Source organism: Paenibacillus sp. DMB5 (genome assembly GCF_001517085.1).
Taxonomy (GTDB): domain Bacteria; phylum Bacillota; class Bacilli; order Paenibacillales; family Paenibacillaceae; genus Paenibacillus_AQ.
In genome coordinates, this window is sequence record NZ_LRAC01000159.1 from 25,980 (window position 1) to 34,559 (window position 8,580).

General features: G+C 52.3%; 7 protein-coding genes and 1 pseudogene. 1 reads left to right on the plus strand and 7 read right to left on the minus strand.

What is annotated here, in order from left to right; genetic code table 11:
• Positions 1-33 precede the first annotated feature (33 nt).
• The 3 genes from AWJ19_RS29295 to AWJ19_RS29305 are packed head-to-tail and all read right to left on the minus strand — an operon-like array spanning position 34 to position 3,426.
• A complete protein-coding gene (locus AWJ19_RS29295; RefSeq protein WP_068728728.1) occupies positions 34-1,218 on the minus strand; it encodes an MFS transporter in 1,185 nt (394 codons plus the stop codon).
• A gap of 20 nt (positions 1,219-1,238) precedes the next feature.
• Positions 1,239-2,210, minus strand: a complete 972-nt coding sequence (locus AWJ19_RS29300; RefSeq protein WP_068728730.1) for an ROK family protein — start codon at positions 2,208-2,210, stop codon at positions 1,239-1,241.
• Between the two features lie 37 nt (positions 2,211-2,247).
• Positions 2,248-3,426, minus strand: a complete 1,179-nt coding sequence (locus AWJ19_RS29305) for an ROK family transcriptional regulator (RefSeq protein WP_068728733.1) — start codon at positions 3,424-3,426, stop codon at positions 2,248-2,250.
• A 210-nt stretch (positions 3,427-3,636) separates the two neighbouring features.
• Here AWJ19_RS29305 and AWJ19_RS29310 point away from each other — a divergent pair, with 210 nt between their 5' ends.
• The gene (locus AWJ19_RS29310) at positions 3,637-4,113 is read left to right on the plus strand and encodes a MarR family transcriptional regulator (RefSeq protein WP_068728735.1); all 477 of its coding nucleotides are present in this window, start codon (positions 3,637-3,639) and stop codon (positions 4,111-4,113) included.
• A 132-nt stretch (positions 4,114-4,245) separates the two neighbouring features.
• Here AWJ19_RS29310 and AWJ19_RS29315 read toward each other — a convergent pair whose 3' ends face one another.
• From AWJ19_RS29315 to AWJ19_RS29330, 4 genes and pseudogenes are all read right to left on the minus strand, one after another.
• Complete coding sequence (locus AWJ19_RS29315) at positions 4,246-6,132, minus strand: LTA synthase family protein (protein WP_068728737.1); 1,887 nt, start codon at positions 6,130-6,132, stop codon at positions 4,246-4,248.
• A gap of 93 nt (positions 6,133-6,225) precedes the next feature.
• Entirely contained in the window at positions 6,226-6,945 is a 720-nt protein-coding gene (locus AWJ19_RS29320; protein WP_068728739.1) for a glycosyltransferase family 2 protein, read from the minus strand.
• 282 nt (positions 6,946-7,227) lie between these two features.
• Positions 7,228-7,925: pseudogene (locus AWJ19_RS29325) on the minus strand (HAD family hydrolase).
• Positions 7,926-8,076: 151 nt separating this feature from the next.
• On the minus strand, positions 8,077-8,334 hold the full coding sequence (locus AWJ19_RS29330) for an AbrB/MazE/SpoVT family DNA-binding domain-containing protein (protein ID WP_068728741.1): 258 nt from the start codon (positions 8,332-8,334) through the stop codon (positions 8,077-8,079).
• Between the last annotated feature and the right edge of the window lie 246 nt (positions 8,335-8,580).

Consider the following 8,580-nt stretch of genomic DNA (forward strand, 5'->3'; position numbering starts at 1 on the left):
GCTCTTCCCTCCCTTTTTTAGAAATGATTAACTTTAACGCGAGACAGCCTTAACCCTGTATAGCAGTAAAGCGCCGGCCGCAGCGCTGACCGTGCAGGCAAAGTACATCAGCCCGGGACCGCCTGTCTCCAGCAAATAGCCGTTCAGCAGATTCCCGGCAATACCGCCAAGGCCTACAAACACCATATTGAACAGGCTTTGTCCAGTGGCCTGCAGCTCCTTGCCTGTTATAGAAGCCACATATTCCACTGCAGCGATATAGAAGAAGCCAAAGGAAAGACCGTGCAGCGCCTGGACTCCTATCATAACACCGGGAACCGGAATGAGCCATTGGATGGCCCAGCGGAGCATGTAGGCAACGGAAGCGAGCATCAGCGTTTTTTCATAGCCGTATTTATTCAGCACCCTGGATGCTGCCAGCATCGCCGGGACACTGGTAATGGAAGCAATCAGCAGCGCAATGCCCGACCACGAGAAGCTGCCCCCGGCCATCTGAAAGGTCAGCACAAAAAAGGAATTGAACGCAGTCAGGGTCTGGTTGACCAGAAAGCAGCCGGCCAGAAACAGCAGAAACACCTTGTTGCCCAGCAGCTGTCTGATTCCCTGTGAGAAGGTCCTACTAGTGCTTCTCCGCTCAACACTAGTAGGAATAGTGATTACCAGCGTAAGCGCGAGCAGGTTAAAGATCAGAAACGGTATCCAGAGCTCGGTTACTCCCAGCCAATTGAGATACATTCCGCCAAAATATCCGCCCAGCGCCGTCCCGACACTGCCGAACAGCCGGATGGTACCGAAGGAGGTTCCTGCCGCCTGGGCTGCCCTTACCGCATAGGAGTCGGCAATCGGCGTCTGTGTACTCTGAAATATAGTGTACAGGCTGTATACCAGTACAATAACCATCAGCCATCTCAAATTATAAAAATAAACGATGGTTCCGGGAATAATCAAGGTGAGCATGAGCACCAGCCTTGTCCGCTGATAGCGGTCTACCAGAATCCCCCACAAGGGCTGGAACAGAATCGCCAGCAGGGTGCCGAAGGCCATCATAACCCCGATTGTCTGGCTGCTCATGCCTTGATGAACCAGCAGAGAAGTGACGTACGGATTGAAGCTTCCCCCCGCCAGACCCGTGAACAGGTAGAGCCCGCGCATTTTCAGCAGCACCTCGGACTCCTTGCTCTTGACCGAAAATCTTGTTATGCCCAGTTCACGTTTCATGATCTAACCCTCGTTTCTATTTAATTACCTGTAGTGATCCTGCTTCTTACAGCCGCGGCAGCTCCGATTGCCCCAGCGCGGTTGCCGAGCACCGCCTGTCTGATTGCCGGCGGCTGATGCGGGGAATAGCGGCTGACACGCTTGACGATTTCGTCTATATATCCCGGATTCTTCTCCACCACTCCGCCGCCGAGAATGACGAGCTCCAGATCGAGCGTGAGTACTATATTCTTGATAACTGCCGCCATATGCTCGTATGCCTGATCCAAAAGCTGCAATGCCGCTTCATCCTCACGCCGGGCGGCTGCAAATACATGCTCGGCCCGGACCGGTCCGCCCTGCGCCAGTTCGCGGATTAAAGACGGGCGGCCGCTGCTGTTCAGATAATCCGCTGCTTTTGCTCCGATCCCTGTACCGGACGCCTCCATTTCAAACGGGCCGAACTCGCTGTACTCCGGATCAGCTGCCGCAGTGTACTCGCCCGGCTTAACAATGAGATAGCCGATCTCGCCGGCGGCGAAGCCGGCTCCCCGGTACAGCCGCCCGTCCAGGAACAGGGCGCTTCCGACTCCGGTTCCAACCGTAATCATGATGAAATGCCCGGAGCCGGCAGCCGCTCCGGCCGCATGCTCGCCCAGTGCTGCCATATTGACATCGTTGTCGAGCACGACAGCCCCCGGATAACGGGCAGCAATAAGCGGACGAATATCAACAGCAGGCCAATTCAGCGCCGGAGCACTGGTAAGTGTCCCTGTACGTTCATTCATTACTCCCGGAAAGCCGATACCTACTCCCTTGAGCGATGATAGTGTATCGCCGTTTCGGAGGCAGCTCTGCTTCAGTTCATCGAATAACCAGCTAAAGAACTTTTCGGGATCACGGCTCAGCTGTGTCTCCAGCTTATGCTCCTCCAGGATATTGCCCTGCTCGTCTGTCAGGCAGAGCAGGGTTTTGGTTCCGCCGACATCGATTCCTGCGCTGAATAGCTTCATTATGAATTCCTCCGCATGTTATGTTTTTTATTCCGGCTTACTGTCCGCGAATACGGCGAAAAGCAGCCTGTAGGGCAATCTCTATCGCACCGAGTACAACATCCTTATCCCCGCGGCCGGATACGGACAGCTGCGGCTTGCGCTGCAGCTGCGCCAGCTCCGCTTCCAGCCTGTGCAGCAGCTGATCGCCATTTCCGCCGATCCCGCCTCCCAGCACTATCCGGTCAGGAGCGATTACTGCACAAATACTGCCAAGCGCTTCTGCCAGCAGGCGGCAGTATGCATCCAGAATGGATTGTGCGAGAACATTGCCGCTTCGGGCTTCATTAAATATCTGCTCTGCAGATACTCCCGGCTCTGCAAGCAAAGAATCTGCCTCTGCATTCTGCTGTGCGGCGGCCATACGGGAAGCTAGCTGCTTCAGTCCGCCTGCGGACAGAATATCCTCCAGCCTGCCCGCGCTAAGCACCACATTGGCTAATTCACCGGCACCGCCGCCCAGCCCGCGGTAAATCTCCCCGCCGATAATCAGCCCGCCCCCTGTTCCTTCTCCGATGGAGAAGTACAGCAGGGAACGGTTTTTTTCCGCTCCGGACAGGGTATATTCAGCCAAAGCGGCCAGATTGACGTCATTCTCGGTGACCACGGGCACCGGTAACAGCTGTGTCAGATTCGCCAGCTGCAGCGCAGCTTCGCGGCCCTGCAGCGGCAATACAAGCTCGGACACCCTGCCGTCGGCAGGATCAACAACGCCGGGAATTCCGAAGGCCGCTGCCTGGATGTGCTCCCAGTTCAGTCCGGCTTCGGCAAGAAGCTCTTCAAGACCCCGTATTAGAAAGTCCTGAAAATCCGGCTCAGACAGATTCTCTGCCGGCATAACCAGCAGCTTGTAATGGCAAATCTCTCCGCCCATATCCGCCAGAGCCATCCTGATCCGGGTCGCCCCCAGGTCCGCGCCGATGGCATAATAGCATTTCCGGTTAAATTCAAGCAGAGTGGCCTTGCGGCCCTGGGCGTTCTCCGCCCGTCCTGTTTCTCTGACCAGTCCGCGTCCGATTAATTGGGTCACCGCCGAGGATATGGTCGGCTTGCTCAGTCCCGTTTCACGGCTGAGATCCGCCCTGGATTGCGGCCCGCCGGCAATAATCCGGTTCAGAATCAGCATTTCATTCATATTGCGCATCGCTTTCGGCGTTCCTGCAGATGACATGTTCATCGTTCGCCCTCAACTCTCATGATTTGCCTTATACTCTCTCGCATTCCCCTGAAGCTTATAATTAGTAAAGTTTCTTAACTTAATATACAGATTGCCTCAAGATTTTTCTAGTCTTTTGTAAGGTTTAATTACATCCTCAGGCAGAGAAAAATTTGATAAGAACTGAATTTGGGCTATAATTATAGGTAAATATGCTTACGGGGTGTAATAATGAACGAAGACAGGTATAACAAAGTGGACGGCCTTATGGGGGCTTTTCAGCAATTTTCCCGGCTTAACTGGCAAAAGACGACAATGTTCGGGCTAAAGCCGAGTGAAATCAGGGTACTGATTACGATTCGCATGGGCAAAAAAAGAACCGGAAAGGATACGCTTACCGTCTCGGAAGTCAGCAAACTGCTGCGTGTAACCTCTCCCACCATCACACAAATGGTGAACAGCCTGCTCAGCCAGGGACTGGCCGTGCGTACCAGCGACTCCCAGGACCGCAGGATCAGCGCGATCCAATTGACGGAGCAGGGCGAGCAGCTCGCCGACCAGGCTATTGCCAAAATCCGTGAGACGTTCAAAGGTATGATTGAGCATCTGGGTGAGGATAAAAGTGCTCAGCTCATCGAGCTGCTGGACGAAGTCCACGCCTACTTCGAGCAGCTGAACGGACAGCCGGACTACTCTAATTTGGACTAGGCGTCCGCCCGTTTCGCGCCAATTCAAAGGCGCCTCCTCTAAAAACAAAAAAACACCAAGCGCAGGTCCTCACCCACACTTGGTGCTCAGTCTACTCTAAACTTATTAGTCCGGTTACACTAGCCACTGTTATTACTCCGTCTGATCCGTCTGATCCGCCCGGTCCGGCAGCTGCAGCAGGTAGCTGTTCGACAGCCTCAGCAGACGCTGGACTGCGGTGAACTGTGCTTCCGTCGAGCCGCCGGGCAGGCTGGAGTTATCCAGCAGGCTGTAGTTGGTTCCGTCAGCATAGCCGTCACCAGTAACGTAAATGCTCTGGTTATTAATGAAGGAACCCGTCGGCAGGAAATGCCGCACCGGCAGCAGATTACTGGCCTGATTGAACAAGTCTTCGCCAAAATGCAGCTGCCCCGCTACGGAAACACCCAGCAGATTAGCAACTGTCGGCAGAATATCGACCTGGCCGCCCGTTCCGCTCATGACAGCAGGCAGGCCGCCGCTTGGCGAATGGACAATGAACGGAATGTTGAACATATCCGTGTAGCCGTAGTCATGACCGACCAGCCTGTTAATCAGCTCCTTCTCCCCGCTGTCCAGCGTATACATCGGTACCCCCTGGTGATCCCCGTAGAAGACAACAAGGCTGTCATCCCACAGGCCGCTTGCCTTCAGCTCCTCCAGAAACTGCCCCATGGCATAATCGGCATAATTCTGGGCCTGGATATAATCACCGAGCAGCGTTCCCTTGTAACGGTCAGGCAGCACCATTTTGTATTTCCCCTCAGGAATCCTGTAAGGATGATGCGCACTCATGGAGATCACCATCGCATAGAACGGCTGGTCTCCGGCATCCATTTTGACCAGTTCGGGTACTGTCTTCGCAAACAGCACCTCATCTGAAGAACCGAAGGCAATGTGATCGTCATCCCCGTAAAAGGCCTGATCATAATACTTGTCAAAACCGATCGCTTTGTACAGGGCGGTACGGTTCCAGAATTCCACGCTGTTCGTATGGAACGTCGCTGTAGCATAACCGTTGACGCCAAGCAGCTTCGGCAGGCTCGGTACCGCTTTTCTCATATAGTCGGAAGAGGTTGCCGGTTCGTTCTTAGGCACATAAAAAGAGGTATTTACCGCAAACTCGGCATCCGAGGTTGTCCCCTGCCCCGCATTGGTGTAAAAGTTGTTGAAGTACGTATTTTCGCGTACCAGCCTGTTGAGGTTAGGTGTAATTTCCTGCCCGTCAATGCTCAGCCCGATCAGGAAATTCTGGAACGACTCCATCTGCACCACAATCAGATTCCGGCCTTTGTCGGCCCCGAAATAGAGCGGCGCACCCGGCTCCGTGATCCCCTTTACCTCATTCACCGCCTGCTGCGTGATGTCCTGAGGGGCAATCAGCTCCTCATCCTCGGTCGTGTCGGCAAACAGCGTGTACAGCTCGTAGTTCAGAATCCCCATGCTCTCCGCCTTTTTAATCTCGTTCATGCTTGCATGGTTAGGCCAGATGTTAAAGACACACAGGCCAAAAGAAACCGCAGACAGCAACAGCAGCGCGGGCCGGCTCATCCGGATTGCCCCCCGTTCCTTCCACTTGGCAATATATTTAGGGCGGAACATAAAGAACAGGAAGAAGACGATATCGACAAAAATAAACAGATAATACGGTGTAATCAGCGAATACGTGCTTTCCCCGACCTTGGTCACTTTATCCGCCTGCTGCAGCGCATGGTAGGTGGCAATTACCCCGTAATACTTGTAATACATCAGCACGGCAAAATAGATAATGGTAATCAGCAGGTTCGCAATCATGTAATAAAGAATTTTCCGTTTGGAGGCCAGCCATTCAATCAGACTGAACACAATCAGAAAAAAAGGAATCTCTGTAAACGCCATGCTCCAGCTCGGTCCCCCGCTGAAGACGACAAACCAGGCTACGGCACTTTTAATCAGCAGCACAATGCTGAATAGTATGATTGGTCTGCTGAACAAGCGTTTTATCGCAGAATTTTGATTCATTTTGACTCCCCCTAGATTTTCAGAAAAAAATCATTTTTATTTCAAATTTTGACAGCAGCATTCGTCACCAGCCCGATGATCCACTTTATATGTCTACCTCAGATTTGGGGAGGATCTGATACGGTAACGGACAACTCTGCGTTTCAGCATACAAATGACCACTACATCCAAAAGTCCGGTAACAAGCTGTTTGCCGGGCGGACGCTTGAAGCGGCTGCGTTTTCGTTTGCGATAGGTAACAGAGACCTCAATGACAGAGAAGCCGTTCATCCGCGCCAGTGTCGGCAGATAGCGGTGCATCCCGTTGTATAAATGAAAGCTGTCCGCCACCTCACGCGTCATCAGCTTGAGCGGGGATTCCGAATCGCGGATCTGTTCTCCGGTAAGCCAGTTGCGGAGCCGGTTGCCTAGCCGGGCAGGAATCCTGGTTAGCTGGGAAGCCTTGGCTTCCGTCCGCCGCCCGTTTACGAAATCCACCTTGTTGATAAACGGCATCAGCCGGACAATATCCCGCGGCTCGCCCTGCAGCCCGCCGTCCATCAGCACAATCAGCTCACCGCCGGACTGCTTCAGTCCTGCCGAGACCGCTGCCGTCTCACCGCAGTGACGCTCGAAATGGATCACCTTAACCGCCTTGTCCCCTGCGGCCAGCTCATCGAGAATAGCAGCGCTCCGGTCTCTGCTGCCATCATCAACCATCACGATTTCATAGCTTTCCGCCTTGTCTTTAACTGCAGCTGTTATGCTCCGGTACAGTTCTATAATCCGGTCTTCTTCATTGTAGACGGGTACGACAACAGACAAGTTGATCAAGGGGGTCACCTCATGCCAAGTATTTATATTCACTTCCGGGAGAAAGAGTTACACAAGCAGCAAGAAGAAACGGCTTACCGTCTTGCACCCAAGAACACCCGGACGGATTCCGTTTCTGCGGAGATACATTGAATTAAATCATAAATTAGATAGGTTATCAACCTATTTTTTGAATTAAATTCTCACACAACTTTACTCTATTTCACATCAGTCAAAAAAAGCCCTCTCTCCGCTAACTGCGGAAAGAAGGCTGATCTATTGGTACTGGAGCTGTCCCGTGAATTAATCAGCACTATCGTACAGTCCGACCAGTTCATCGAACGAAGAAATAATAACATCCGAGCCCTTCAGCTCCTCCTGGCGGCCGAACCCGGCATAGCCGCAGCCGATCACGGTCTGCCCGTTGCCTTTGCCTGCTTCCACATCGGAAGAGCGGTCGCGACCATCCAGGCGCTGCTTACCCCGTTGTCTTTCAGCAGCAGACCCAGCAGCTCTGTCTTCGTCGCCGTTCCCTGGCCGCCTGCGCTGTAGAGCCCTTCGAACAAATCCTTCAGCTCATGCACAACTACAATGCTGTGTATGTAATCGGCCAGTCCGTTGCTGGCGACAAACAATCTGACTCCCCGTTCACGCAGCGCGCGCAGCGTCTCCACTACCCCCGGATAGAGCAGGGTTCCGCCTGCCTCCAGCCCTTCAATCTCCAGCTGCAGCAGCAGCTCATCCGCTCTGCGGTGCACCGCTTCATCCGCTTCCGGCATCACATTCTTCCAGATCTGCGCAAGAAGCATACCCAGACTGCCCAGAATGCGCTCCTCCGGAGGCGTGGGACCCGCATACAGCCCTTCCGCGCGAAGGATATCGAACATTTTATGGTAAGCAGGCAATAACAGGCTTTCCGTCTGGAACAGCGTTCCGTCCATATCAAAAACAATCGCTTCCGGTTTCTTCAGCTTCGTCATCAAAGCGACCCTTCCCTTCATGTTGTTCTGCACGCCTTAATGATATAGGATTGCAGCACACATTGTCTACGCAACAGGGACCCGGGCATTAAAAAGACCGGAGCGTTCACTGTTAAAGTGTCTGCACTCCGGTCCTCCTGTCCAACTGAAATCTCAACTTAAAAATAAATGATTAGATCCGGTCAAAGCTGGCGATCAGCTCGTCAAGGACATCCTTGCTGACCATTTTGCCTCTGAAGTTGATCAGGTTCTCTGCGCTTCCGGAGAAGATGCAGGTAGGCTCGTATTTTCTAAGAATGATTTTTTCTCCGTCAACAAAGATTTCAAGCGGGTCTTTTATGTCGATTCCCATTGTTCTGCGCAGTTCAATCGGAATTACAATACGTCCCAGTTCATCAACTTTTCTCACAATACCAGTTGCTTTCATTATTATGCATCCTCCCTTGAAATAAGCACTTTATATAATCATTTGTGTTAAAAGCTATCAAGGCTTCTAAATAGTAGTAATGATTACGCTCATATTTGCATTGTAAAGTGCTATTTCTTCCCTGTCAAATTTATTTCTACATCTTTTGATATTTATCGACATATTATTCGACAAAGTTTAGAGATGATTCGACAAAATATAAAAATTCTTTTAATTAGCAATATTATGACTCAACTTTCGCAGCTAGAA